Origin of the sequence: Halorubrum ejinorense (assembly GCF_039522565.1) — an archaeon.
In the GTDB taxonomy this organism is placed as follows: domain Archaea; phylum Halobacteriota; class Halobacteria; order Halobacteriales; family Haloferacaceae; genus Halorubrum; species Halorubrum ejinorense.
In genome coordinates, this window is the sequence record NZ_BAAADQ010000002.1 from 281,152 (window position 1) to 307,529 (window position 26,378).

Annotated in this window: 20 protein-coding genes; 15 read left to right on the plus strand and 5 right to left on the minus strand. The window is 70.0% G+C overall.

Annotated features, from left to right (window positions below; genetic code table 11):
- Positions 1-27: 27 nt before the first annotated feature.
- The 7 genes from ABDZ89_RS03595 (at position 28) to ABDZ89_RS03625 (ending at position 9,680) form a co-directional block, all read left to right on the plus strand.
- Entirely contained in the window at positions 28-1,200 is a 1,173-nt protein-coding gene (locus ABDZ89_RS03595; RefSeq protein WP_343776710.1) for an FG-GAP repeat domain-containing protein, read from the plus strand.
- Between the two features lie 58 nt (positions 1,201-1,258).
- Positions 1,259-2,512, plus strand: coding sequence for an alginate lyase family protein (locus ABDZ89_RS03600; protein ID WP_343776712.1), 1,254 nt, complete (start codon positions 1,259-1,261; stop codon positions 2,510-2,512).
- A gap of 130 nt (positions 2,513-2,642) precedes the next feature.
- A complete protein-coding gene (locus ABDZ89_RS03605) occupies positions 2,643-4,232 on the plus strand; it encodes an alkaline phosphatase family protein (RefSeq protein ID WP_343776714.1) in 1,590 nt (529 codons plus the stop codon).
- Positions 4,229-6,037, plus strand: coding sequence for a hypothetical protein (locus ABDZ89_RS03610; protein WP_343776716.1), 1,809 nt, complete (start codon positions 4,229-4,231; stop codon positions 6,035-6,037). The genes ABDZ89_RS03605 and ABDZ89_RS03610 overlap by 4 nt, the downstream gene beginning before the upstream one ends.
- A 279-nt stretch (positions 6,038-6,316) precedes the next feature.
- Positions 6,317-9,010 (plus strand): hypothetical protein, encoded by a 2,694-nt coding sequence (locus tag ABDZ89_RS03615; RefSeq protein ID WP_343776718.1) that lies wholly within the window; start codon positions 6,317-6,319, stop codon positions 9,008-9,010.
- A 99-nt stretch (positions 9,011-9,109) separates the two neighbouring features.
- Complete coding sequence (locus tag ABDZ89_RS03620) at positions 9,110-9,328, plus strand: hypothetical protein (protein WP_343776720.1); 219 nt, start codon at positions 9,110-9,112, stop codon at positions 9,326-9,328.
- A 124-nt stretch (positions 9,329-9,452) separates the two neighbouring features.
- Positions 9,453-9,680: a hypothetical protein gene (locus tag ABDZ89_RS03625; protein WP_343776722.1), complete on the plus strand. Its 228-nt coding sequence runs from the start codon at positions 9,453-9,455 to the stop codon at positions 9,678-9,680.
- 94 nt (positions 9,681-9,774) lie between these two features.
- On the opposite strand, the gene ABDZ89_RS03630 is transcribed toward ABDZ89_RS03625, so the two are convergent.
- The gene (locus tag ABDZ89_RS03630; RefSeq protein WP_343776724.1) at positions 9,775-10,785 is read right to left on the minus strand and encodes a glycosyltransferase family 2 protein; all 1,011 of its coding nucleotides are present in this window, start codon (positions 10,783-10,785) and stop codon (positions 9,775-9,777) included.
- 171 nt (positions 10,786-10,956) lie between these two features.
- On the opposite strand from ABDZ89_RS03630, the gene ABDZ89_RS03635 reads away from it, so the two are divergent.
- Positions 10,957-12,168, plus strand: a complete 1,212-nt coding sequence (locus ABDZ89_RS03635) for a Gfo/Idh/MocA family protein (protein ID WP_343776726.1) — start codon at positions 10,957-10,959, stop codon at positions 12,166-12,168.
- 222 nt (positions 12,169-12,390) lie between these two features.
- On the opposite strand, the gene ABDZ89_RS03640 is transcribed toward ABDZ89_RS03635, so the two are convergent.
- Positions 12,391-14,166, minus strand: a complete 1,776-nt coding sequence (locus ABDZ89_RS03640; protein WP_343776728.1) for a COG1361 family protein — start codon at positions 14,164-14,166, stop codon at positions 12,391-12,393.
- Positions 14,167-14,599: 433 nt separating this feature from the next.
- Between ABDZ89_RS03640 and ABDZ89_RS03645 the strand changes: the two genes are divergently transcribed.
- From ABDZ89_RS03645 to wecB, 6 genes are read left to right on the plus strand one after another with little or no spacing between them, the layout of a single operon-like run.
- A complete protein-coding gene (locus ABDZ89_RS03645; RefSeq protein WP_343776729.1) occupies positions 14,600-15,220 on the plus strand; it encodes an acyltransferase in 621 nt (206 codons plus the stop codon).
- Positions 15,217-16,344 carry a DegT/DnrJ/EryC1/StrS family aminotransferase gene (locus ABDZ89_RS03650; protein ID WP_343776731.1) on the plus strand — a complete coding sequence of 376 codons (1,128 nt, stop codon included), beginning with the start codon at positions 15,217-15,219 and terminating at the stop codon, positions 16,342-16,344. Before ABDZ89_RS03645 ends, ABDZ89_RS03650 begins: the two co-directional genes overlap by 4 nt.
- Positions 16,337-17,323, plus strand: a complete 987-nt coding sequence (locus ABDZ89_RS03655) for a Gfo/Idh/MocA family oxidoreductase (RefSeq protein ID WP_343776732.1) — start codon at positions 16,337-16,339, stop codon at positions 17,321-17,323. The genes ABDZ89_RS03650 and ABDZ89_RS03655 overlap by 8 nt, the downstream gene beginning before the upstream one ends.
- On the plus strand, positions 17,320-18,714 hold the full coding sequence (locus ABDZ89_RS03660; RefSeq protein WP_343776733.1) for a nucleotide sugar dehydrogenase: 1,395 nt from the start codon (positions 17,320-17,322) through the stop codon (positions 18,712-18,714). Before ABDZ89_RS03655 ends, ABDZ89_RS03660 begins: the two co-directional genes overlap by 4 nt.
- Complete coding sequence (locus ABDZ89_RS03665; protein WP_343776735.1) at positions 18,714-20,006, plus strand: glycosyltransferase family 2 protein; 1,293 nt, start codon at positions 18,714-18,716, stop codon at positions 20,004-20,006. Before ABDZ89_RS03660 ends, ABDZ89_RS03665 begins: the two co-directional genes overlap by 1 nt.
- Before the next feature lie 3 nt (positions 20,007-20,009).
- Positions 20,010-21,092 (plus strand): non-hydrolyzing UDP-N-acetylglucosamine 2-epimerase, encoded by a 1,083-nt coding sequence (gene wecB / locus ABDZ89_RS03670; RefSeq protein ID WP_343776737.1) that lies wholly within the window; start codon positions 20,010-20,012, stop codon positions 21,090-21,092.
- A 32-nt stretch (positions 21,093-21,124) separates the two neighbouring features.
- On the opposite strand, the gene ABDZ89_RS03675 is transcribed toward wecB, so the two are convergent.
- Together ABDZ89_RS03675 and ABDZ89_RS03680 are read right to left on the minus strand one after the other, a co-directional pair.
- A complete protein-coding gene (locus ABDZ89_RS03675; RefSeq protein ID WP_343776739.1) occupies positions 21,125-22,528 on the minus strand; it encodes an antibiotic ABC transporter permease in 1,404 nt (467 codons plus the stop codon).
- Positions 22,525-23,649, minus strand: a complete 1,125-nt coding sequence (locus ABDZ89_RS03680) for a DUF354 domain-containing protein (protein ID WP_343776741.1) — start codon at positions 23,647-23,649, stop codon at positions 22,525-22,527. Before ABDZ89_RS03680 ends, ABDZ89_RS03675 begins: the two co-directional genes overlap by 4 nt.
- 215 nt (positions 23,650-23,864) lie before the next feature.
- On the opposite strand from ABDZ89_RS03680, the gene ABDZ89_RS03685 reads away from it, so the two are divergent.
- Positions 23,865-25,946 (plus strand): hypothetical protein, encoded by a 2,082-nt coding sequence (locus tag ABDZ89_RS03685; protein WP_343776743.1) that lies wholly within the window; start codon positions 23,865-23,867, stop codon positions 25,944-25,946.
- Between the two features lie 73 nt (positions 25,947-26,019).
- Here the strand turns inward: ABDZ89_RS03685 and ABDZ89_RS03690 are convergent, their stop codons facing one another.
- Positions 26,020-26,322, minus strand: coding sequence for a winged helix-turn-helix domain-containing protein (locus ABDZ89_RS03690; protein ID WP_343776745.1), 303 nt, complete (start codon positions 26,320-26,322; stop codon positions 26,020-26,022).
- Positions 26,323-26,378 lie beyond the last annotated feature (56 nt).

The following is a 26,378-nucleotide window of genomic DNA, read 5'->3' on the forward strand; positions in this document are numbered from 1 at the left end:
AAGCCGACCGCGGTCCAGCGGGAATCCATGCAGACACAGCGACCCCGCTTTCGCCACGAGGTCATCGACCCCGCGCCTCCGACGACGAAGCTCGGGATCTGTCTGACGACCGACCTCACCGGCAACGGCCGCCCGGACGTCATCGTCGGGGGGACGGGGCCGGAAACGAAGCTGTTCGTGGCCGGCGGCCGGACCCGCCTGCCGAGCGTGGAGGGGATCAAGCAGGCGACGGGACTCGCCGGGCCGACGCTGTTCTGGTACGAGAACCCCGGTTGGGAGCGGCACGCCATCGCCGACGTGCCGCAACTCGGGGTCGGCTGTTCGCTCGGCGACGTGAACGGCGACGGCCGGGTCGACGTCCTCGCCGGTCAGGGAATCCATTACAACGCGGTCTACTGGTTCGAACAGCCGGCGGACCCCCGGTCGCGGTGGGAGAGACACCTGGTGACCGACCGCTTCGAGAAGTACCACGACCTCGCGTTCGGCGACGTGGACGACGACGGCGACCCGGAGGTGGTCGGGCTGTCACAGCGCTCCGGCGCGGTGTTCTACTACGACGTTCCCGACGACCCGACGGGCGGGCCGTGGCCGGAACGGAACTGTCACGTCGTGGACGGCGACAGCGACGCGGAGGGCGTGTGGATCGGCGACGTCGACGGGGACGGTCGGACGGAGCTCGTCGTCGGCACCGACCTCTACCGCCGCCGCGAGGGGACCCACGAGTGGGACCGCGAGCCGATCGCCACCGGCTGGGACGACGTCCGCGTCGCGGTCGGCGACGTGGACGGCGACGGCGAGCCCGAGGTCGTGCTCGCGGAGGGCGACTCGCCTACCTACGGCACCCACCCCGGACGGGTCGGGTGGTTCGACCGCCGGGACGACGGCTGGGCGGAGACCGTGATCGCAGAGGACCTGTTCTGTCCCCACACGCTACAGCTCGCCGACTTCGACGGGAACGGCCGACTCGACGTGTACGCGGCGGAGATGAGCCTCGGCGAGAACGAGGTCCCGCGACACTACCTGTTCAGGAACGAGGGGGACGGTCGGTTCGAGGAGTCCGTCGTCGCGGAGGGGGTCGAGACCCACGAGGCGAAGGCCGTCGACCTCTCGGGGAACGGCCTCCCGGACGTCGTCGGGAAGTCGTACACGCCGGACCACCACGTCGACGTCTGGCACAACGAGGGAGGCGCCGACCGGTGATACGGCGCCGAGCGGTCCGGGGGACCGAGCGGTCGGTGACGGACGCCGAGCGCGGAGCGTGACCGAACGCGACGCTGACGGGACGCGGCGCCGCGACCTGCTGCGCGGCGCCGCGTCGCTCGGGCTCGCCGGGGTCCTCGCCGGCTGCGGCTCCGGTTCCGATCGGTCGGGATCCGGTTCCGGCGGGTCGGGATCCGGGGTACCGACCGAGAGCCGGGACGACCCCGCCGTGTACGCCGGGTTCCTCGACGGCAACGAGGTCGTCGCGATCCGCGATCGCGTGGAAGACGACGAGCGGCCGTGGAAGGCGGCCTACGACGCCCAGATCCGGGACGCGGACCGGGCCGTGACGGCGACCCCGTCGAGCGTCGTCGACGACGGCTCACCGGACGGCGTGGACGAGCACCGGTTCGCCACGGGCGAGGAGCGGCCCGACTACCGGGCCGCGGTCGAGATGGGAACGTGGGTCCGTGATCTCGGGATAGGGTACGTGTTCACCGGGCGGGAGCGGTTCGCTCGCAAGGCGATCCGGCTGCTCGACCACTGGTTTCTCGACCCCGAGACGCGGATGTACCCCTCCGGCCGGAACTTCGGCGAGACGTACTTCTCCATCGAACTCCACGTCACGCTCCCGACGCTCATCTACGGCGCGGCGCTCGTCCGGGACTCCCCGCGGTGGTCGGCCGTCGGAGCGGACCGAGAGGCCCTTCGCGGGTGGATCGAGACGTACCTCGCGGACCTCGAGGACGGACGGGGGAAGCAGCGCTACACCGGTGCGGTCAAGAACAACATCTACGCCTGGTGGATCCTCGCGAGAGCGACCGCGGCGGCGTACCTCGACGACCGCGACGCGCTGACGCGCGCGTTCGACGACTGGCGCGAGCACGGCTTCGACCAACTCGAACCGAACGGCCTCCTGCGGCACGAGCGGCAGCGGGTCGACGGGCTGGAGTACTCGGTGTACGGGCTCAAGGCGCTCGCGTTCACCGCGGAGATAGCCCGGCACTACGACGTCGACCTCTACGGGCACACGCTCCCCGACGACGACGCGAGCGCGCTCCTGCGGGCCTTCGAGGGCCTGTGTCCGTACGTCACCGACGCCGCGGAGTGGGAGTACGGAACCGGAGAGAACGGATACACCGACGGGGACCGAACGGCTGCCGGCTCGGTGTACGAACTCGCGCACTCGCGGTGGGACCGCCCCGCGTTCGAGGGCGTCGTCGAGTCGATCGGTCGACCGCTGTACGACCGACGTATCCTCGGGTGGACGACGCTGACGCACGCCGACCGCTTCGAACTCGACGTCGACTGAGACCGGTCGCGAACCGCGTCTCCGACCGGTAACGCCGCCTTACTCGGGTACGAAAGGCATAACAAACGGCGTCCTTCCCCAAGCGGGGCGCAATGATTCGGACCGAGCGGCGTCGACGGGGGCGGTCGCGGTGAGCGACGACGGCGACCGCGCGTTCGTACTGGGGCTCGACGGCGTCCCGTGGCCGCTCATTCGGCCGTGGATCGACGACGGCGAGCTCCCGGCGTTCGCCGAGCTGGTCGATACCGGGGCGTCCGGTCCCCTCCGGAGCACGACGCCAGCGAACACGCCGGTCGCGTGGCCCTCCATCGCGACCGGCACCTGGCCCGACCGACACGGCCTCTACGAGTTCATGAAACTGGAAAGCGACTACAGCCAGCGGCCGTACAACCGGAACGACCTCCGGCAGCCGCCGCTCTGGGAGCTGCTCTCGCCGGCCGTCGTCGCGAACGTGCCGATGACGTACCCCGCCGGCGGCGTCGGCGATGACGGGGCGATGGTCGCCGGGATGATGACGAGCTCGACCGACGCGGCGGGGTTCACTGATCCGCCCGAGCTCGGCGAGGAGATCCGCGAGGAGATCCCCGACTATCGGGTCGGTCTCAAGTGGCACGAGTACGGCGAGGACCGACGCGAGGAGTTCCTCGCTGACTTCGCGTCGCTGCTCGAGGCGCGCCGCGAGCTGTTGGAGTCGCTCATGGAGCGGGAGGACTGGCGGCTGTTCTTCTTCACCTTCACCGCGCCTGACAGGCTCCAGCACCTGATCTGGGACGAGGGCGTGCTGTTGGACCACTACCGCGAGCTGGACGCGGTCCTCGCCGAGGTGATGACCTACTGCGACCGACTGGGCGCGACGCTGTACGTCGTCTCAGACCACGGGTTCGGGCCGATCTCGCGGGTCGTTAACCTCAACCGGGCGCTGGCGGACGCGGGCCTGTTGACGCCGAAGGACTCGACCGGTACCCGGGGCGTGCTCTCTCGCGCAGGCGTGTCGAAGTCGTCCGTGTTGAACGCGTTAGAACGGATCGGCATCGACGACGAGGTGCTCGTCGATCGGCTTCCGGCGGCGCTCGTCGACAGCGTCGCGCGAGCGGTGCCCGGCGACCACGCCCTCTACGACGTCGACTCCGAGCGGACCCGGGCGTTCCTCCACGGGCTGGGCAGCGTCTACGTCAACGACACCGTCCGGTTCGACGACGGGGCCGTCGACCCCGCGGAGCGAGCGGAGGTGAAAGCCGAGGTGATGACCGCGCTCTCGGAGCTGACCGACCCCGAGACCGGCGAACGGGTGCTCTCGGTCCACGACGGCGACGACCTCAACCCCGAAGACGAGTTCGCCCCCGACGTGGTCGTCGAGGCCGTCGAAGGGTATCACGTCAAGCCCGGGCTCGCGGACGAGGCCGTCGTCGACGCCGACGGCATCGCCGGCTACCACCGGCCGGAGGGCGTCATCTTCGCCCGTGGCCCCTCGATAGCGGCCGACGTCGCGGTCGAGGGCGCCGCGGTCGTCGACGTGGCGCCGACCCTGCTCCACGGGCTCGGCGAACCCGTTCCCGCGGCCGCTCACGGCCGCGTGTTGACGGAGCTGTTCGAACCCGGATCGCCGCCGGCGGAGCGGGAAGCGGTCGAGGTGGACCGCGGCTCGTCGGACGCGACGGCCGGCGGGCCCGGAAGCGACGAGGCCGTCGAAGAGCGGCTGCGCGGGCTGGGTTACCTATGACCGCCGGTGCGGGCAGCGGCCACCGCTCCGGCGACGAAGCCGGTGCGGGCAGCGGCCACCGCTCCGGCGACGACTCTCGCGGCGTCGGCGACGCGGCCGGAGCCCGCGGGAGGCGCCCGTATCTCGGCGCCATCGGTGCCGCGGTGGCCTCGGCGGCCGGCTGTCTCGGGTTCGCGCGGGGTGACGCGTCGAAAGACCCGCCCGCAGATCCGGACGATGGAGACGGACCGTCGGGAGACGGGCCAGACGGGCCGGGGGACGGATCCGACGACGAGGACCTGGGAACGCGCCACGGGATCGAGTTCGACCGAGTGCTCGACGCCGTCGACGACCTCGGCCTCGACCCGACCGGCAGCGCGCCGGCAAACGACCGGCTGGAGGACGCGCTCACGGAGGGGACGCTGGTGCGGTTCCCCGAGGGCGAGTACCGGTTCCTCGGCGAGGTCGTCGTCAGCGCGGACCGGGTCGGCGTGTTCGGCGACGGCGACGTGCGGTTCCTCCCGCCGGTCGGCTACACGCGACCCCTGTTCGACTCCGACTCGGTGCCGGACGACGTCCTCATCGAAAACGTCGACGTGGACGTCAGCGCCGACGACACGACGACGGGGATCCGGCTCGAATGTCGGAACCGGTTTCACATCCAAGACGTCGAGTTCCTCGGTCGTGGAACCAGCGAGTCGCCTGCCGGAACGCCGAGCGCGTTCGTCCTCGCGATCGACAACGAGGACGGTCGGGGCGTCCTGCGGAACGCGGTGGCGAAGAAGGGCTCTCGAATCGACGGGTACAAGCGCGGTAACGGCCGGATCGGCGTGTGGGTGGGCTGGTCGAACAAGGGGACCGTCCGCATCGAGGGCTGTGACCTCCGCGAGTTCGGCAATAACGGCGTGTACGGCTCTCGGACCCCCGGAAACGTCGAGATCGTCGACTGTTATTTCCTCAACAACAACGCGGCGAGCGCCCGCATCGCGGGCGAGGGAAGTTACGTCGAGGACTGTACGGTCGAGATCGACCTCGACCGGTACACCGGCGGGGCAGTGGACACGTCGACGGAGTTCAACACGCGGGCGATCGTCGTCGAACAGGGCGTCCAACGGGCGGGTGCGCCGCCGTTGCCCGCGGGTGCGGAGATCCGCGGCTGTACGCTCCGCGCCCGCTCGTCGCCGCGGTCACAGGCCGTCGTCGAACAGTCGCCCGTTGCGCGGAGCCTCGTCGTCCGCGACACGGAGATCCGGTGTGACATCGACGGGACGCCGGCGGTCCGCCGCGGCCCCGTGGGGTCGCTCCCCTACCGTCCGGACCGGCGGGAGCCTCCGCCGCCGCACTGGACGGAGTTGCGCAACGTCACCGTCGGTGGGAACGCGGCCGGGGGCGTCGCGGTCGACCTCAGGTTCGCGCCCGAGTCGGCGGTGATAGACTGCGACATCCGCTGTCGAGGGGAAGGGCGGGACGGCGTGTTCTTCGATCATTCCCCGCGGAGCGAAGTGAGCGGGGGCGAGATCCGCACCGACGGGCACCCGATCGTCGTCGACGTCGACCTGACGACGCCGCCCGACGAACACGTCGTGTGTCTCGGCGTCGACACGGTCCTAGAGCGGTTCGGCGACGCGGGCTTGGGCGTCGAGCTCACCTCGGACGTACCCCTGTTGCGCGCGCTCGCTCAGAGCGCCGGGACCGAGCGCGTCTGTCTCGGGCTCGACGCGGTGCCGTCGCTGCCGGACGCCGGGTCGGTCTCGAGCTCCCTCCGGATCAGCGTCGACGCGCTGGAGGGAGACGTACCGTTCGGACGAGTGCTGGATCGGCCGTGACGCTCGTCCGACCCCAGCGATCCGCGCGCCCGACGAACCGGTGGCTCGCGGATCGGGTCGATCCGGTCGCGGTTTCGATTAGTAGGAACCCCCTACGACCCGGTATTCGCCGGTTACGGAAAGCCCGGCCGGACACGGCGTTAGTAGGGGGTTCCTACGGCGGAGTAAACCGTGCCGCCAGCAACCGGGACCCATCTGGTAACCAAGCGATTCCAACCGGACGCATCCGGTCAGTTACTGGCGAAAACGAATATCATAGTAAGCCGGATATGCCCGGCCATGTCCAAAGAACGGACACCCGACGACGAGAGAGTAGGAGGCAGTTATGGTGCTGACGGGACAGTAAGCACCGACTACGAGGTCGAGACGGGGGACGAAGACGGGTCTGCCGGCGAGACGGAGGGGGGTGACGACACCCCGCTGCTCGAACGACGCGGGTACCTGAAGATGGCCGGCGTGGCCGCCGCCACGGTCGCCACCGCCTCGGCCGGCGGCGCCGCCGCGAGCGGAACGACCCGTCGCGGGATCGAGTTCGACCGAGTGCTCGACGCGGTCGACGACCTCGGACTGGACGCGGGCGGGAACGACCCGGTCAACGCCCGGTTGGACGACGCGCTCTCGGAGGGGACGCTGGTGCGGTTCCCCGAGGGCGAGTACCGCTTCGACGGTGAGATCGAGATCGACGCCGACCGCGTCGGCATGCTCGGCGAGGGCGACGTGCGGTTCCTCCCGCCGACGGGGTACTCGGGACTGCTGTTCGACTACTACCCCAACCCCGACGACGTGCTCATCGAGGGCATCGACATCGACATGCGGGCGAACGACACCACCACGGGCATCCGGCTCCTGTGTCGGAACCACTTCCACATCGAGGACGTCGAGTTTCTCGGCCGGGGGCTCACGGACAACTCCGGCCAGATCAGCGCCTTCCTGCTCGGGATCACGAACGAGAGCGGGCGCGGTGTCCTGCGGAACGCGGTGGCGAAGAAGGGGTCCCGCGTCGACGGGTACGCGCGCGGTAACGGCCGGATCGGCGTGTGGGTGGGCTGGTCGAACAAGGGGACCGTCCGCATCGAGGGCTGTGACTTCCGCGAGTTCGGCAACAACGGGACGTACACCTCCCGGACGCCCGGTCAGGTGGAGATAGTCGACTCCTATTTCCTCAACAACAACGCGGCGAACATCCGCATCGGCGGAGACGGGAGCTACATCGAGAACTGTACGGTCGAGATCGACTTCGGGAAGTACACCGGCCCGGAGCTCGGCGACATCTCGACCGGGTTCGGGATGCGCGGGATCCACGTCGATCAGGGCGTCCAACTCGAGGGCGCGGAGACGATCCCGGCGGGCGCGGAGGTCCGCGACTGCGAGCTCATCGGCGCCGACGCTCCGAACGGCCTCGCCATGATCAACCTCTCGCCGCAGGGGCGGAGCCTGCGCGTCGAGAACACTCGCGTCCGGGTCGACATCGACAACATGTGGGCCGTCCGCCGGGGACGCCCCGGCGCTATCCCGTGGCGCGAGTGGCAGCGGACGCCGCCGAAACCGCATTGGATCCGGATGGATAACGTCAGCATCACGGGGTCGGCGTCCGGCCGGGAGGCGGTCCGTCTCGTCGAGGCCGACGACTCGGTGGTCCGGAACTGCTGTGTCCACCAGTCGGGATCGAGCCGTGACGGCATCAACTTCGTCGACTCGACCGGCGGCGTCGTCGAGGACTCGACAGTCGACGTGACCGGGAGGGAGATCACCCTAGAGAACTCCACCGCGTCGAGCTCGTCGATAACCAAGGACGGGTCGTGCCCGTTCCCGAACCCGGAGCCGGCGTCTTCGGACTCGACCGGCGACTCCACGTCCGGCGGCTCCACGGACGACTCGACCCCCGACGACGGCCAGCAGGAGCTCGTCATCGACGGCGGCCACACCTCCGACAAGCTCACGTACACGTTCACCGTGGACGGTGGCGTCGAGCCCGGTCCCCGTGCGAACCCAGACGACGTGATAGACGGGACGACCGTCTCCGGTCAGGTCGAGGGCGGGAGCGACTCCTTCTGGGTGTCCGGAGAGTTCACCGACTTCCAACTCGACGGCGACGCCGAGGTCCGCCTCGACGGCGAGACGGTCGCCCCGTCGGATCTGGTCGTCTCCGACTCGACCGAGGAGACGAACGATTCGACCGACGGCACCGACTCGACGACGGACGACTCGACGGCGGAGACGACGGAGGAGCGCGAACTCGTCATCGACGGGAGCGGCATCTACGACCGCGTCGAGTACGCGTTCACGGTCGACGGGAGCGTCGCGCCGGGTCAGTACGCCAACGACAGCGACGTGATCGACGGGTCGACCGTCACCGGCCACGTCGAGGGCGGGTTCGACTCGTTCCTCGTCAGCGGGGAGTTCACCGACTTCCAGATCGATGCGGACGTGCCCGTTCGCCTGAACGGCCAGACCGTCGATCCAGCGGATCTGGTCGTCGACGACGGTCGCACGGTCGAGGTCGACGGCACCGACTCGACCGACCCGCTCGCGTACACGTTCAGCGTCGACGGGAGCGTGACGCCCGGCGACGGCGCGGCCGCCGCGGACGTGACCGACGGCACCGTCACCGGACGCGTCCAGGGCGACGCCAGCGCCTTCCAGGTCACCGGCGAGTTCACGAACTTCCAGGTCGAGGGCGACCTCGTCGTCCGCGTGGACGGCGAGCCCGTCGACCCGGCGACGCTCGACGGGGGCCACGACCTGCCGCACGAGCTGGTCGTCGACGGCGACGGCGCGGAGGCGAGCTACCTCGTCGAGACGACCGGTTCGGTCGCGAAGCGCGCCGGCGGCTGGGGCGCCGAGGCGTCGGACGCGGCGACGGGCGGCGTCGCCAGCGGGACCGTCGCGGACGACCGCGACACGTTCGGCTTCTCCGGCGACGTCGCTCGGCTCCAGATCGACGGCGACGCCTCCCTCACGTTCCGGAGGTGATCTGATGGCCTCGAACCCCGAGGAGCCGTCGGCCGGTCGGCGTCGACGCCGCTCCGCCGCGAGCGCCGTGACCGCGGCCGACTGCCGCGGGGTGGGAGCATGAGCCGGAGTGCGCTCGAAGTGGAGTGGGAGGCCCAGCCGGACGACCCCGACAGCGAGGACCTCGGCTACGACCTCGACGACTGGGAGCGGATACGGGCGTCGGGGGTCGACTCCGAGAAGTTCCTCTACCTGCCGGAGGACGAGGAACTGCTCCGCGAGGAGGCGTTCGTCGTGGCCGCGCCGGCGGCCGTCGTGGACCTGCTCGACAACAGGTAGGCCCGCCGGCTGACCGGTCCAGTGCGGTGCCAGACCCGCCGGCGGTCCAGTCCGGTGTCACAGACCGGTCCGCGGACCGATCGCGGCCGAAACGGTCAAGCCGTTGACTCTCGAATTATTTCCGATGGGAGAGCCTGCCGACTCGGCGAGGAAGGCCGCGGAGTATCGACACGACGACGGGTCCGTGGAGATCGTGTTCGCCGTCGACGACGGTCGCGTCCTGACCGTCCGCGAATACCCGGACGAGGAGACGTTCGAGACGGTGACGGAGTCGGCGGCGTACGTCGGCCAACACGAGGGCGTCTCCGACCTGCCGGGTGTCGAGGCGTTCCAGGAGACCGACGACTCCTGACCCGGCGGCGAGAGGGACGGTGCGGCTCGGGTCGGTCGAGTCCGCGTCGTCCGCGCCCGCCGAGTACGCGTCGTTCTGACCGGCTCCGTGCGCGTCAGGGACGGCCGGGTCCCTCGGCGTCGGTGTCGGTCGGCGACGCCAGTTCGAGCAGTTGTCCGTACGCCTTCGCGAGCGACGTGACGTAGGCCACGACGAGGAACGCGAGCTTCCGCCGGGCGGGCAGTTCAGCCCAGTCGCGCACGGACCGGCGCATGAAACTCGGCCGCGGCGGGAGAAACGCGGCGGGGTTGAGCGCGGCGAGGATCGGCGACCCGTACCGCTCCGGGTAGTACCGCCGGAGCTGGGTCTTCCCGCGGCCGACCCGTCTGGACTTCCGGAGCAGCGCGCCGAGCGTCGTCCGGGTGGGATGGTACATGACGACGTCCGGCGCGTATCGGAGGTCGCGCCCGCTCGCCGCCACGCGGTTCCCGAACTCCAGGTCCCCGCTCGACTGGAGTCGGGCGTCGAACCCGCCGACCCCTTCGATCAGTGCTCGCGTGACGACCAGACAGCAGGTCGGCGCGAACGAGAGCTCCTCGATGAACCGCTCGACGTGGAGGTCGTTCAGTCGGTTGTACTCGGCCACCGTCCCCTCGTCGCCGGTCGTGAACAGCCGCACGTCGCAGGCGAGGTAGTCGGCGCCCGTCACGGCCATCTCCCGCGCGACGGCCTCGACCCACCCGGGATCGACGACCATGTCGGCGTCGACGAAGGCGATCACGGAGCCCGTCGCGGCGGAGATGCCCGCGTTCCGCGCGGCGTACGAGCCCCGAACGTCGTCTTCGACGAACAGCCGGATCCCGTCGAACGCCTCGTCCCCGAGGTACTCGCGGACGACGTCGCGCGTCCCGTCCGTCGACCCGTTGTCCACGACGATCACCTCGTACCGGTCGGTGGTCGCGGTCTGTCGCCGGAGCGAGTCGAGCGTCGCCTCGATCCCGGCCGGGTCGTTGTACACCGGGATCACCACCGAGACGAACGGGAGTCCCTCCCCAGCGGCGTCGGTGCCGTCACTCGCCTCGGCGGAGCTGCGATCGGCGGTCGACGGGCCGGGGTCGGGAGTCACGAACGGGGGTTCCGCGAGCGACGGTATTGTTATACGAATCGTACCGCCGACTCGAGTCGCCGACGGGTCGGGGGCCGCCGGGTGGATCGGCTCGCCGCGTCGCGGTGCGGTCCGGGCGCGCGAGGTAGGCGGTCTATACTCTTTGGTCGGGGACGGCGTTCTCAGTCCGGAATGGTCTACGACGTCGCGGTCATCGGCACGGGCCCTGACCCCTCGGACCCCGATCGAGACGGGTACGCGATGGGGTATCGGCACGGACACGCCTACGAGAACAACGAGGACTGCGAGCTCGTCGCGTGCGCGGACATCGTCTTGGAAAACGGGCGGGCGTTCGCCCGCGAGTTCGACCTGCGCGAGGGCACCGCCTACGAGGACTACGAGGCGATGCTCGCCGCGGTCGAGCCGGACCTCGTGAGCGTCTGCGTGCCGCCGGGGATCCACGCCGCGATCGTCGAGGACTGCGCCGAGAGCGGGAACGTCGCGGCGATCCACTGCGAGAAGCCGATGGCCGACACCTGGGGCGACTGTAAGTCGATGGTCCGGACCTGCGACCGGAACCGCGTCCAGCTCACGATCAATCACCAGCGCCGGTTCGGCGCGCCCTTCCGCAAGGCCAAGGAACTCCTCGACGACGGCGCGATCGGGGAGCTCGCCAAGATCGAGTTCGCGGACGAGACGCTCTTCGACGCCGGGATCCACCAGGTCGACCTCTCCCGATACTTCACCGACGGCGCCGACGTGGAGTGGGTGATAGCACAGGTCGACTACCGCGAAGAGAACCGGTGGTTCGGCACCCCGAACGCCACGCAGGCGCTCGTCCAGTGGCGGTACGCCGACGGGACGGTCGGGCTCGCCACCACCGGCGAGTCGGCGCCCGCGGGAGCGTGTTACTTCCGACTGGTCGGCACGGACGGCGCCATCGAACTCGGCGTCGACGGCGGACCGACGCTCCGCTACCGGACCGACGGCGGGAAGTGGCAGTCGGTCGGGACGGACGGCGAGAACCTCCACGGCCTCGGTTCCCCGGGGTACCTCGGCGCAGCGCTGCGCGGTGTCCGGGCGCGGCTGCCGCTGCTCTCGGCCGAGGACCGCGAGGCGCCGGTGTTCATCGAGCGCGCGATCGCCGACGCGGTCGAGGGACTGAAGACGGGGTCGGAGCCCGAACTGTCCGGGCGGAACGCGCTCCGGGCGACGGAGGTGGTCTTCGCCGCGTGGGAGTCGGCCAGACGGCGCGGGCGGATCGACCTCCCGCTCGAGATCGAGGACAACCCGCTCGTCGCGATGATCGACGACGGGTGGCTCGGTCCCGCGGCCGACCGCGCGGCGTCCGCCGCCGACACCCCCGCGAACGGGTCCGGCGACGCGCCGTCAGCCGACCGGTGAGGCGTCTCCGACGCCCCCGACGCAACCCGGAGCGCGTTCCGGCAGGACGCGGAAGCCGAACTCACGAACGACGAGCTCACGCGGACGCGACACAACGTTGGCTTGTCGGGGGGAGCAAGGAGACGAGCGGGGATATAACGAGCTGCTACCGCGCACAGTTCGTCGACGGCCCGCCGTAGCCGGCGGCGGGCGCGGCGGTCGCGCCCGCACCGACGTGCGGTTTTAGGAGTCGAACTGGGCCCTGTACTGCTCGCGGATCGTCTCTTTCTGCGTCTCGTCGAGCGCCTCGTACTCGCTGTCGAACCGCTCTCTGGCCAGTTCGTCCCACGAGTCGATCCGGTCGCCGTCGTCGGACTCGAACTGGTCGTCGAAGGCGGCCTCGATCTCCTGTTGGGTCTCGACGTCGATGCTGGTGAAGTCGAACTCGTCGTTCCGCTCGACGTCGAGCCCGAACTCCTGTCGCGCTATCTCCTCGCGGGTCAGGACCTCGGTGATCACGAGGTCACCCGCGAACGGCTGTCGCTCGTGGATCTCGTCGACCTGCGACTGCGTCTCGGCGCTGACCTCGTCGTAGTCGAGCCCGTACTTCTCTTGGGTGATCGCGTCCTTCGAGACGGTCTCCGACTCGCCGTTGTCGGAGTCCGAGGACGACGAGCCGCCACCGCCGGAGTAGTAGTCCTCGATGACCACGACACCGGTCGCGTTGGCGTCCCCGCTGTAGACGCCGTAGACGTGCGTGCCGAGCAGGTCACGGTCGCTGAACCGGTCGCGGTCGTCGGCGGCGATCGCGAACTCGACGGTCGTCCGCTCGCCCGGCGCGAGGTCGACCGTCGAGTTCGCCGTCACCGTCTCCGGGTCGTCGTCGCCGTCCAGGTCGATGCGGTGTTCGACGGTCTCGTTCGCGGCCGCGTCGCCGATGTTCGACACCTTCGCGGTGAACGCGACGTCGTCGTCCACGTCGGCCGACCGCGGCCCGTCGACCTCGTCTACCTTGAGGAAGCTCTCGCGGACGCGGAGCGTCGCCGTGGTCGCGTCGTTCGGCGTCGCGACGGCGACCGAGTAGTTCCCGCGGGTGAGGTTCGCCGTCGCCGCCTCGAACTCGAACGTCTTCGTCTCGTTCCCGTCGAGCGTCACGGAGCGGTTCCAGTCGAACGACTCGGCCGGCCCGTCGAGCCAGACCTCCTCCGTGCCGGGAACGTCGCCCGCGTTCGTCAGCGTCACCGACCCGTTGAACCGGTCGCCCCTGACCGCGTCGGCGGTCATCGTCGCGCCCGCGACGCGGACGGTCGCCGGTCGGAGGACGACAAGCGTCCCCTCCCGCGAGCTCCCCGACGCCTCGACCCGGTACGGGTAGGTCCCCGGTTCGAGCCCGCCGGTCTCGACCGAGAAGCTCACGGCGGCCTCGCTCCCGGCGCGGACCATCGGGGCCTTCGCGGCGACGGTCTCGTCGCCGTCGAAGTCGCCGTCTGCGTTCCGGTCGAGGCGGAGGTCGACGTTCCTGAGCCCGCGGAAGTCGCCGTCGTTGCGGACGGTCACGGCGACGCTCCCGGTGTCGCCGCGAACCACCCGGTCAGCCCGGGCGTCGGAGACGACGAACGCGGGTGGATCGAGGGAGACGGTGCCCGTCTCCAGCGCTCCCGACTCGTCGCCGAGCGTGTAGTTGTACCGTCCGGCCGTCAGCGCGTCTCTCGGGGCCGACAGCGTGAGCTCCCGCGTCTCTCCCGCGGAGAGCGTGACCGTTCGCTCGTCGACGGTGACCGATGAGCCTTCCTCGTCTTCGACGACCAGCTCGTAGGACCGCGTCGCGTTCGCGGCGTCGGTGTTGTTGATCGTGGTCCGAACCTCGAAGGCGGCGTCGCCGGCGCCCGGTTTGACCGCCTCCGCACCTTCGACGGTTACCGACGCACCGCTCCCGAGGTCGGCGACGGACGCGGCACCGACGCCCGCACCGACGACGAGCAGCACCGCGACGACCGCGTGTATTCCGGTGATCTCCATACGGGGACGTTCGCGAATATCGTCTTTGTTACGATGGGCATACTCCGGTGGAGAGCCCCCGCAGCGGGGCGATCGACCCGAGAGGACCGAGAGCGACCCGTCGCGGACGCGAGTCGAGTAACGACGGACTTGAGCCGAGTAACGTGACACGTCGGGCAGATGTTCGCTCCTTACTCCGCTCCTCTCGCGGACCCGCTCACCGCTCGCGTTCACCGGTCCGTCCCTTCGGTGACTCGTAAGCCCCTCCCGCTCGGTGGTTCGGGCGTCGCCTCGAGATTCCGCAGACGGCCCCGACTCCGTCGCGAACCGACCGACGAGAGAGCACGCGTCGAGTGCGGTTCAACTGGCGGCGGCGGTGGAGTATGTCCAGCGTACCTCGGCAAGCCTCTCCATAACAATGCCCGGACCGACCGGACCGCTACACGAATCAGTCATGGGAGACTCACAACGGAACGACCCGGCGTCGGCGGTCGCGGACATTGAGCTCGGCGCGCGATCGGCGATCAGCGATCGCGCGACGCTCGGCTACGAGTACGCCGCAGACGCCGGTGCGACCGTCCTCGGCGCCGACGCGACGGTCCGAGCCGGCTCGATCGTCTACGCGGACGTGCGAGCGGGCGACGGCTTCACCACCGGACACAACGCCCTCGTCAGGGAACACACCGAGTTCGGCGACGACGTGCTCGTCGGGACCAACACCGTCATCGACGGCCGGACGACGGTCGGCTCGCACGTGAGCCTCCAGACGAACGTGTACGTCCCGCGCGAGACCGTGATCGGCGACGACGTGTTCGTCGGTCCGGGCGCGGTGTTGACGAACGACCCCTATCCCGTCCGTCAGGACGTCGACCTGGAGGGGCCGACGATCGCCGACTCGGCCTCCATCGGGGCCAACGCGACCGTCCTTCCCGGCGTCACCGTCGGCGAACGGGCGTTCGTGGCCGCCGGGGCGGTCGTCACGGACGACGTTCCCCCGGAGACGCTCGCCGCGGGCGTCCCGGCAGAGCCCCGCGATCTGCCGGAACCGCTCGACGGCTCGAACACGATAGCATGAGCCGGATCGCCATCGCCGACCCAGACGTCGGCGAACGGGAACTCGAACGGGTCCGCGAGGTGTTGACGAGCGGTCGGCTGGCGGACGGGCCCGTCGTCCGCGAGTTCGAGCGCGAGTTCGCGGCGTTCTGCGGCGCCGACCACGGGGTCGCGGTCGCGAACGGGACCGCCGCCCTCCAGACCGCGTTCGAAGCGGTCGGGATCGGCGAGGGCGACGCGGTCGTCACGACGCCGTTCTCGTTCGTCGCGAGCGCGAACGCGGTCAGGCTCTGTGGCGCGCGACCGGTGTTCGCCGACGTCGACCCGGAGACGTACACGCTGGACCCCGACGCGGTCGAGGCGACCCTGGAGGCGACCGACGACGTGGCCGCGATCCTCCCGGTCCACCTGTACGGGCTGCCCGCGGAGATGGACCGGTTGACCGAGATCGCGGCGGACCACGAGGTCGCGCTGATAGAGGACGCGGCACAGGCACACGGGGCGGCATACGAGGGGACGACCGTCGGCACGTTCGGCGACGCCGCCTGCTTCTCGTTTTACCCCACGAAGAACATGACGACCGGCGAGGGCGGGATGGTCGTCACGGACGACGAGGGGGTCGCCGACCGCGCCGCCCGCTTCGTCAACCACGGCCGGTCGGACGCGGCCGACCGCGGCTACGACCACGTGTCCGTCGGGCACAACCTCCGGTTGACCAGCCTCTCGGCCGCGATCGGCGTCGAACAGCTCCGCAAACTCCCGGCGTACAACGCGCGACGCCGCGAGAACGCGAGGCGGCTCTCCGCGGCGCTGGAGGACGTCTCGGAGCTGACGCTGCCGGTGGAGCCGCCGGAGCGGCGCCACGTCTACCACCAGTACACGGTCCGCTGTCCGGACCGGGCGGCGCTGCGGGACCACCTCGACGAGCGGGGGGTGGACACGGCCGTCTACTACCCGACGTTGATCCCGGACCAACCCGCGTACGACGGCTACGAGGCGTCCGTCTCGACGGCTCGTCGGCTCGTCGACGAGGTCGTGTCGCTGCCGGTCCACCCCGGGCTCGTCGACGAGGACCTCGATCGGATCGCCGACGCCGTCCGCGATCACTACGGCCTGCCGCAGGCGGAGGTGACCGCCGATGACTGACGACGGGGCGCTCCGCGTCGGCGTCATCGGCGTCGGGAGCATGGGCGCACACCACGCCCGCGTGTACGCCAGCTCGGCCGCGGTGGACCTGGTCGGGGTCGCCGACACCGACTGGGACCGAGCGAAGGAGATCGCCGAGAAACACGGGACGCGAGCGCTCAATCGGGGCACGCTGCTTCAGGCGGTCGACGCCGTCTCGGTCGTCGTTCCGACGCAGTTCCACGCGTCGATCGTGCGGGAGGCGCTGGAGGCCGACACCAGCGTCTTAGTCGAGAAGCCGTTCGTCGACGACCCGGCGGCGGGACGCGAGCTGATCGCGCTCGCCGACCGGCGGGACCTCCGGCTCCAGGTCGGCCACATCGAGCGGTTCAATCCGGCGGTGCGGGCCCTCGTGGACGTGCTCCCGGAGATGGACGTCCTCGCGGTCGACGCCCGCCGGCTCGGTCCGCCGGTGGACCGCGAGAACACCGACGGCGTGGTCGAGGACCTGATGATCCACGACCTCGACATCCTCCTGTCGCTCTTCGACGCCGAGGTCGACGAGACGTACGCCGCGGGGATCGACGGCGAGCCCCACGTCACGGCGACGCTCCAGCTCGACAACGGCGTGTTGGGAACGCTGACCGCGAGCCGGATCACCCACCAGAAGGTCCGCGAACTCGCGGTCACCGGGCGGGAGTGTCGGGTGACGGTGAATTACCTGACGCAGTCGGTGAAGATCCACCGCCACTCGCTGCCCGGCTACGTCGAGTCGAACGGCGACCTGCGGTACCGGTCCGAGAGCGTCGTCGAGCGGCCGCAGGTCAACAGCGGCGAGCCGCTCCGCGGCGAGATCGAGTCGTTCGTCTCGTCCGTGACCGAGGGAACCGCCCCCGAGGTCACCGGCCACGACGGGCTCCGGGCGATCGAGCTGGTCCGCGAGATCAGCGATGCGGTCGACGACCCCGAGGCGACGATCGCGCAGACGGGTGGGCGATGACCGCGAACGCCCCCGCGACGGAGACCGTCGGACTGTACGGCGCCGACGCGTCCCCGGACGAACAGCGGGCCGCATTCCGGGAGGGTCGCGTCCCCGTCGCGGTGTACGGGATGGGGAAGATCGGGCTGCCGCTGTCGCTGGTGTACGGCGAGACGACGGGCGCCGTGACCGGCGTCGACATCGATCCCGGACGCGTCGCGGCCCTAGCCGACGGGACCAACCCGCTCGACCACGAGCCGGGCGTGTCCGCGCTGCTGTCGGAGCTGGTCGCCGAGGACCGCTTCGCCTGTACGACCGACGGCGAAGCGGCGGCGTCGACGGCCCGCGTTCACGTGATCGTCGTTCCGACCGTGATCGACGCCGACGACGACCCCGACCTCTCGTCGCTGGAGGCGGCCGCCGAGACGGTCCGGTCCGGTCTCGACCCGGGCGACGCGGTGTTCGTGGAGTCGACCGTACCGCCGGGGACCTGCGAGGACGTGATCGAGCCGGTCCTCACGGCCGGCGAGCGGTCGCCGGGCGAGTTCGGGCTCGCGCACACGCCGGAGCGGACCGCTAGCGGCCGCGCGCTCCGCGACATCCGCGGGTCGTACCCGAAGATCGTCGGCGGGGTCGACGGCGAGAGCGGCCGGGTCGCGGCGCTCGTCTACGACGAGCTGACCGACAACGAGGTCATCCGGACCAGCGACGCGAGGACCGCGGAGTGCGTCAAGCTCTTCGAGGGCGTCTACCGCGACGTCAACATCGCGCTCGCCAACGAGCTGGCGACGCTGACCGACGCGTTCGGCGTCGACGTGATCGACACCATCGAGGCCGCGAACACCCAGCCGTACTGCGACATTCTCACGCCCGGAGCGGGCGTCGGCGGCCACTGTATCCCCTACTACTCGCACTTCCTCCTCGATGCGATCACGGACCCCGCTCCGATGATCGAGACGGGCAGATCCGTCAACGAGCGGATGCCGGGATTCGTCGTCGAGACGCTGGTCGACGGGCTCTCGACCGACCGCTCGGTCGAGGGCGCGACGGTCGCGCTGTTCGGCGTGGCCTACCGCGCGGGCGTTCCCGAGACGCGGGCCTCGCCCGCGATCGACGTCGCTCACCGGCTGGACCGGCTGGGAGCGACCGTCCTCGCGGTCGACCCGATCCTCGACGAGCTGCCAGAAATGCCCGCCGAGGACGTCGCGCTCGACGAGATAACGGACCGTGACGTCGACGCGGCCGCCCTCATCACCGCCCACGAGGAGTTCGGCGACGTCGACTGGCACGCCTTCGAACGCGAGGGGTCGGACGGGATTCGACGCGGCATCACCGTCGTCGACGGGCGACAGGCGCTCGACCTCTCGGAGACGGCACACACCGTCTACACCGTCGGCCGGGGGTGGCACTGATGTACCAGGAGGCGACCGTCGCCGTCGTGATCCCCGCCTACAACGAGGTGGGGTTCGTCGGCGACGTGATCGAGACCGTCCCCGGGTACGTCGACCGCGTGTACGTCGTCGACGACTGCTCGACCGACGACACGTGGGGAGAGATCCGCCGGACGCTCGACGGGCTCGAAGGGTCGGAACGACCGGGCGGGAGGCTCCGTCCGATCGCCGACGACTCACCGTCCGCTCCGGGGAAATCGGAGTCGGGCGCCGACGGTTCGGGCTCGGTCGCCGGCGGTTCGGATCCGATCGCGGACGGTTCCGGCGCCGTCCCCGACGCTACCGGAGACCTCCCCGGCGGTGCCGGACCGGCCTGGCGGGACCGGATCGTCGCTCGGGACGCGCGCAGCGGAACGGCGCTTCCGGACCGTCTGGTCGTCGCGCTCCGGCACCGCGAGAACACCGGGGTCGGCGGCGCGATAAAGACGGGGTACCGCAACGCGATGGCCGACGACGCCGACGTCGACGTGGTGGCGGTGATGAGCGGCGACGGGCAGATGGACCCGGCGATACTCGACCGGATCATCGGTCCCGTCGTCCGCGACGAGGCCGACTACGCGAAGGGGAACCGCCTGCGACACGCGGAGTACCGGCGGCAGATGTCGACCTGGCGGACGTTCGGCAACGTCCTGCTCACGGGACTCACCCGGATCGCCAGCGGGTATTGGCGGATGACGGACCCGCAGAACGGGTACACCGCAATCTCCCGTCGGGCGCTCGACCGCGTCGAGTACGAGTCGCTGTACGAGGACTACGGGTTCTGTAACCACCTGCTCGTCCGCCTGAACAAGCAGGGGATTCGCATCGCTGACGTTCCGATGCGCGCGGTGTACGGCGACGAGACCAGCAACATCAGGTACAGTTCCTTCGTGCCGAGGCTCTCGGCGCTGCTGTTTAGAAGCTACCTCGGTCGCCTGCTCGCGGACGGCGACCGCGGGGTCGGCTCGCCACCGTCCGTCGCACAGCTTCTCGGGTTGGGGCTCCTCCTCGGCGGGACTGCGCTCGGGGTCGGGTCGGCCGTCGCGGGCGCGACCGGGACGGCGGTCGCCGGCGGCCTCTTCGCGCTGTTCGGGCTCGCCTCGTTCGTCGCGGGGATCGCCGCCGAGCGACGGGCCGACACCGACATGGAGGTCCGCGTCGGGCCCGCCGACCTCTCGGGGGAGTTCGACTTCGCCGCGTCCGAGGGCTCGTCCGGGGACGAGCGGTCGGGGATCGCCCCGACGACGGACGAGTCGACCGCGAGGGAGGACTGACCCGTGCGGGTCTGTTCGGTGGTCGGCGCGCGACCGCAGTTCGTCAAGGCGTTCCCGGTCTCCCGACGGCTGCGCGCGGACCACGAGGAGGTGCTGATCCACACGGGCCAACACTACGACGAGGAGCTCTCGGGCGTCTTCTTCGAGGAGTTGGACATCCCCGAACCGGAGTACAACCTCGGCGTCGGCTCGGGGGACCACGCCCCGCAGACCGCCGAGATGATGCGCCTGATAGACGAGGTGCTCGACGCGGAGTCGCCCGACGTCGTGCTCGTCTACGGGGACACGAACTCGACGCTCGCGGCCGCGCTGGTCGCGGCCAAGCGCGAGCCGATGCTCGCGCACGTCGAGGCGGGCCTCCGCAGCGGGAAGTGGTCGATGCCGGAGGAGGTGAACCGCGTCCTCACCGACCACTGCTCCGACCTCCTTTTGACTCCGGGCGAGAACGCCGCGGAGACCCTCCGCGAGGACAACGCCAGAGGCGAGGTCGTCGTGACCGGCGACGTGATGTACGACGCGGTCCTCGCCGTTCGGGACCGAGTGCTCGACGAGTCGACCCCCCTACCGATCTCGGGACTCCGCCCGGACGAGTACGTGTTGGCGACGGTCCACCGGGCGTCGAACACCGACGACCCGGACCGGTTGGCGGGCATCCTCGACGGCCTGACCGGGGTCGACATCCCGGTCGTCCTGCCGCTTCACCCGCGGACGGAGAACGCGCTCCGGGAGCACGGGCTGTACGACCGCGCCGCGGAGGAGATACGCCTCGTCGACCCGGTCGGCTACGTCGAGTTCCTCCAACTGCTCTCGAACGCGTCGAAGGTCGCAACCGACTCCGGCGGCGTCCAGAAGGAGGCGTTCTACCTCGACACGCCCTGCGTCACGCTCCGCGACGAGACGGAGTGGATCGAGACCGTCGAGGCCGGCTGGAACGCGCTGGTCGGGGGCAACCCCGACCGGATCTCCCGCGCGCTGTTCGACCGGTCGGAACTCCCGCCGAAGCCCGAGTTGTACGGCGGCGGCGACGCGGCCGATCTGACCGTCTCGGCCATCGAGGCGAAGCTCGCCGACGCGGCGGACGACTGAGCGGCGGCGAAGCGCGGTCGCGCCGTCGACCGCTATCGCTCGTCCCGTTCGCGCCCTCGCTCACGGGCGTCTAGGTACTCGCCGAGCGCGAAGGCCATCCACGCCTGACACCACCGCATCAGCGTGAACCGTTTGGTGTAGAACCGGCGCTTCTGGTAGTAGAACCGGCCGTCACCGGCGTAGAGGTTCGAGAGCGTCCAGTCGATGATACGGGACGCGAACGCCGTGTCGCCGGCCGCGCTGAACAGCGCGATCCCCTCCGCCGCGGCGTGGATGTCCTTCGGGTAGGCGCTCGTCTCGTCCCAGTTCGGCGCCCCGGACGGCTCGAACAGCGTCTCGCGATAGAACTCGAGGCCGCGCCGCAGCGTGTCGTCGTACCGGGTCGAGCCCGTCACCTCCCGGTATCGGAGGAACGATTCCACGATGAAGCCGTTGTGGTGGTTGTCCATCGAGAGGTGTGACGCCGACGGCGGGTCGGTGTAGTACCACCCGCCGATGTCGGCCTGGAGGCCCGCCACGTAGTCGAGGATGCGCTCCGCCCGGTCGCGGAGTTCCGGTCGGGGGCGACGCTCGTGGAGGTCCATGAGAAGCCGTGCGCCGAGCGCGTTCGAGTTGATGATCGGCGTCTCGCCCGCCTCGACGCTCGCGTGGTAGTCGATCCTCGCCGTGCCGTCCGACTCACGGTAATTGAGCTCGTCGAGCACGAACGGGAGGGCGGACTCGGCGACCGACGCGAAGCTCCCGCCGGCGGCGCCGTCGTCGAAGTCGGCCTCGGACTCGCCGTCGTCGAAGTCGGCCTCGGACTCGCCGTCGGCCAAGTCGACATCGGTCTCGCTCGCGGACAGCAGCGCCCGCACCGCGTAGCCGGTCGAGACGACCCCGGGGTGTTTCGCGGCCAACCGGTCGTCGAGCCCCTGCGTCGCGTGCTGGTGACCGCCACAGAACCCCTCGTACCCGCGGCTCTGATTCTCGACGAGCCACGTCGACAGCCGGTCGGCCTCGCGGCGGTACAGGTCGTCGCCGAGGTGGTCGCGCGCGCTCCGGTTGGCCAGCACGAACAGCGCGGTCCCCTTGAAGCTCTGCCGCTGTTCCACCAGCATGAGCGGCCGGAGGTTGACCGGCGCCCGCTTGATCCCCTCCTGAATCAGGATGTTCGTCCACTTGGTCTCGAACGGGAGCGCCCGCCTGACGCGACTGCTCATCCCGTCGAAGTAGTCCCAACCGGTGTAGTCGCGCTCTCTCGCGTACCTCAGCGTCTCCGACAGCACGTCCGCGACCGCGTCGTCGGTGACGCGGTGCGCGTCGTCGCGGCGTCTGCCGGTCTCTATCGGCGCGGGAGGACCGCCCTCGCTCCCGGGGCGTCCGGTGCGGGCGTCGAATTCCGCTCCGCGGTCGAGACCGTCGTCGCCGACCGGTCCGATGTCGGACGCCGTCACGTCGACTCCTCCGTGAGGGGCGTCGACCGGTCGGACCGCCGTCGCTCGGTCTCGCCGCGCCACCGTTCGAGCCCCGCGACGGCCGTCCCGCCGCCCGCCTGGGCGACCGCGACGATCACGTCCGTGAGGTCAACGAGGCCGCCGACGTACTCGTTCCGCCGCCGCCGCCACGCCTCGCCGATCGACTCGTCGAGGAGGACGTCGACGCCCGTGGAGATCACCGTCTCGAAGTCCGCGGTGTTGACGACCAGGTCCTGTCGCTCCAGCTCGGTGAAGTTCCCCATGTCGCCGTCCCCGACGAAGGAGTTCGATCGGACGACCGGCGTCCCGAGCAGGGCGGCCTCGGTACACACCGTCTGCGTGTCGGTGACGACGAGCCGCGCCGCGGACAGCGCGTCGTGAAGCAGCGCGGGGTGAACGTCGAACTCGCGGGCGGGGAGCGAATCGAGGTCCAGCGTCCCGCCCTCGTCGGAGACGAACACCGCGGCGTGGTCGGCGAACGTCTCGATCAGTCGCCGCCGCTGGTCGGGAGAGAACCCGGACTGGCCGACGTCGTGGTGCGAGCCGAACGCGTTGAACCGCAGCAGGACGAACTCCTCGTCGGGCTCGAGGCCGAGGGGCTCGCGGATGCCCGGATTCGGCCGGAAGGTGTCCGGGTGGAGGTACGCCGTCTCACAGAAGCCGTGGAACTGGTAGTGGTTCTCCCCGAGGTCCTTCCCGAAGGTGTGGGGAGTGAGGAACGCCGAGGCGAACGGCCGAGAGACCGCGTGATCGAGCGACGTGGGCTCCGAGTCGAGGACCAGCACCGCCGGGGCCCCGGTGACCACCCCGGCGTGGGCCGCGTACGCGCCGACCCCGAAGATCACGTCCGGATCGAAGGCCCGGACCGCGGGAACGATACGGGCGTAGTGTCCCGGGAGATTGCGGAACAGCGACCCCTTCGTCGTTCCGCAGGAGCCGTAGAGGCGGTACGGGAGCTCGTACCGGTCGAGCAGCGCCACCGTACAGCCGTAGTCCCGACCCATGACGAGCACGTCGTGACCGGCCCGTTCGAGCCGGTCGACGGCGTGTTTGTACAGGTGAACGTGGGCGGGTGTGTTGGCGAAGAAGACGAAACGCATGTACGGTCGAGTGGGGCGCCGATCCGATTGTAATGGCTCGCTTACCGCGCCTGCGACCGGCGGTCGGGGGCGGTTGCCGTCTCCGGGGCCGGTAACCGATGTATAACAAAAGCCGGCAGGGGGCACGATAGGGTAGTGTTCGTTCGACAGCGCGTCGGGTCCGTCGGTCTGCGGGCGGCCCGCGGACCGCGAGACCCCACACGGAGTGAGACGGCGTGAGGACGCCCGCCCATCGAGATGACGGACAGGTCACCGAAGCGGCGCTCGCGGTCGGTTACCTCGCGCTCGCGGCGGCGGTCGCGGCCGCTTACGCCGCGCCGGCGACGGGCTACGAGATATCGGTGTACGCGGCGACGCCGGTGGCGACCTGGGCGGCGCTCGCGGTCGTGGCCGTGGTCTCTGTCGCCGTCTTCCTGTCCCGCGAGGGGTACCTCGTCCCCGCGGTGTCGCTCGCGGGACTCGGGGCCGCGACGGTCGCCGGACTCCCGCTGATCCGCGGCTACCACTTCTACGGCCGGGCGGACTCGCTGGTCCACCTCGGACTCGCGCGGTCGATCAGCGTCGGGAACGACCCGCTTCAGCTGTTTTACCCCGGGAGCCACCTCATCGCCGCGGGGCTCGCGAAGGTCGCCGCCGTGGAGGTCACGAGGGCCATGATGTTCGTCATGTGGACGTACACGCTGATGTTCTTCGCCGGCGTCGCGCTTTGCGTCTGGTTTCTGATCCCCGACCGCCGTGCGCTCGGGGTCGGCGCGTTCTCCGCGTTCCTCCTCCTGCCGATAAACAACGTCAGCACTCACCTCCACTTCCACACGTACTCGATCGGAATGCTGTTCGTTCCCTTCGTGCTGTATCTGGTGTTCTCGCACCTGGTCGGCGGCGACGGACGCGAGCGGCTCGTCGAGCGCGTCGCCGACGGACGCGGCACGGTCGATCGGGCCGGGTTCGGATTCGACGACACCGCCGCGCTCGGCGTTGGGGTGCGGCAACCGGTGCCGACGAGCTACCTCCTGCCACCGGTCCTGATCAGCCTCTTGTTGTTTCACCCCCAGGTCGCGTTGAACGTCCTGTTCCTCCTCACCGGGATGTCGGTCGCACAACACGGGTACCGGCGGTTCCGCCCGAACAATCCGCTGGCCGGGTACCGGCTGCTCACGCTCCAGACGGTGCTTCTCGTGGTGGTGTTCACGGTTTGGGTCGCCACGCACGACTGGCAGTTCATCAACACGGCGGAGGCGATGATAGAGTCGGTGAGCGACTTCGTCACCGGCGACGGCAGCACGACGCCGCGCGTGGAGCGGCAAAGCGAGTCCGCCTCGTCGATCGGAGTGAGCGTCCAGGAGCTGTTCGTCAAGCTGTTCGGCGTCGCGGCCGTCTACTCGCTGCTCGCGGCGGGGGTCGTAGTGGGGCGGCTGACCGGCTACCTCGGTCCCTTGGACGCGGGCGGGTCGATGCGGTCGACGCCCGACACCGCGAAGGACGTCATCGTGTTGTTCTTCGGCGGGTGTCTGCTGTTGTTCCCCTTCTTCGCGGCGCACTTCGTGGGGTCCATCTCGACGTACCTGTTCCGCCACGTCGGGTTCCTGATGGTGCTCGCCACGATCTTCGGGGCGGTCGGCGTCCGGTACCTGCTCGACGACGAGTCGCCCGTCGGCGACGTCAACTACCCGTGGGTCGAGCCCGGAGGCCGGTCGGCCGGACGGCGGATCGCGGCAGTCCTCCCCGACGGCAAGACGATCGCGGCGGTCGCGGTCGTCGTGCTCGTCCTGTCGCTGTCGCTGGCGACGTTCTTCCCGTCACCGTTCATCTACCTCCCGGGCTCGCACGTCTCTGAGGGCGAGATGGACGGCTACGAACAGGCGTTCGCGAGCCAGTCGAGCGGGTCGCCGGTGTGGTTCGGCGGGGTGCGCAGCACGTCCGACCGGTACGAGGTCGCACTGTACGGTGCGGCCTCGGCGCCGTGGGAACGGCAGGTGAACCCCGCCGTGAAAAAGAGCGCTCCGGTACCGGAAGAGGCGATGCTTGACGACTTGCCCGGGTTCTACGCGAACCATCCCGAAGAGATCGTCAGGCGCGACCACTACTTCATGGTGGCCGAGGCCGACAGGCAACGGGAGGTGACCGCCTACCGGGAACTTCGGTACTCCGCGCTGAGTTTCGAGGCCGTCGCGGCCCAGCCCGACGTGGGCAAAGTCAGGGACAACGGCGAACTGACCGTCTACTTCGTCGACATCTCGGACGAGGCGTCCGCGAACGACCTCGACGACCGGGAGGCGGACCCGCCGGGCGGCGGATAAGAGGCCAACGGGGAGTAATGAGCGGACGGGGGGTACGGAGCGGACGGCGAGCGCGGTCGGGCCGGCGACGCGGTCACTCGACTAGCCCTTCGGCCTCGATCCGGTTCCAGAGCCGCTTCCCCTTCTCCGTGACGCCGTAGATGCGGCCCTTGCGTTTGTCCTTCGAGACGAGCAGTTCGACGAGCGAGCGTTCGCGCAGGGAGCGCAGCGCCCGCGAGACGTGAGTGATCGGGAGACCGGTTCGGGACGCGATAGACGAGGGGATCGACGGGCCGTCGACGAGCTGTTCGAGCACCGCCGTTCGGTACTTCGAACTGATTATGAACCCGATCTGGTCCCAGTCGTCGGTTGGGTCTTCGTTCCGCTCGTTCTCCATCGGACTCCCTATCGGTCGTACGGGCATAAGGCGTGGAGATCGTTTATTCCGGTCGG